The organism is Roseateles sp. P5_B10, assembly GCF_056400485.1.
The window spans coordinates 1-550 of the sequence record NZ_JBFULE010001697.1 but is presented as its reverse complement, the minus strand read 5'-3'; the positions used below and the strand labels follow the sequence as shown (position 1 = coordinate 550).

1 protein-coding gene is annotated in these 550 nt (G+C 64.5%); it reads right to left on the bottom strand.

Features of this window, described 5'->3' with window-relative positions:
• Positions 1–470, bottom strand: a 470-nt coding sequence (locus AC1DU6_RS35405) for a DUF2793 domain-containing protein (RefSeq protein WP_477863267.1), incomplete at its 3' end; no start/stop codon positions are given.
• Positions 471–550 lie beyond the last annotated feature (80 nt).

Genomic DNA, 550 nt, shown 5'->3' with positions numbered 1-550 from the left:
ACCCGAAGGTCGCCGCTGCCGGGTGTCACGTCGTCATGCGACAACAAAACGGCATCGGACTTGACGCTGAAGCGGTTGCTGCTGTCGGCCGCTGTGTTGACGCCGAGATGCTCGATATTGTCGAGCGCAAGGTTGCGCAGATCGCGCCACAGCGCGCCGTCGAACACCATCATCACATCATCGGCAATCGACCAGACGCACCAGCCGGCTTTCGGCACGAGGAAAGCCCAGGTACCGTCCTGCCATGTGGCAATGGCCAGCCCATGGCCGCTCCAGGCCCCTGACGCCCCGGCCGCCACGATATGCCGCGCGCCCTCGGCCGGCGATGTCGGCGGAACGGTCCGCGTCACATCGAGTACCGAGATCTGGATCGCCGCGTCGAGAATGCGCAGCGCCTCGTTATGGGTGACGTGTTTCTGCGCCTGCCCGCTCTCGATGAAGGGCAGTTTGAGAGTTGGCGTGTCGGTCATATCGGCCTCAGAGTGTCAGTGTCAGTTCCGTGGGATGTCCGGCCCCGACGGTGCCGGACAGCTGTGCGACGCGCAGATGC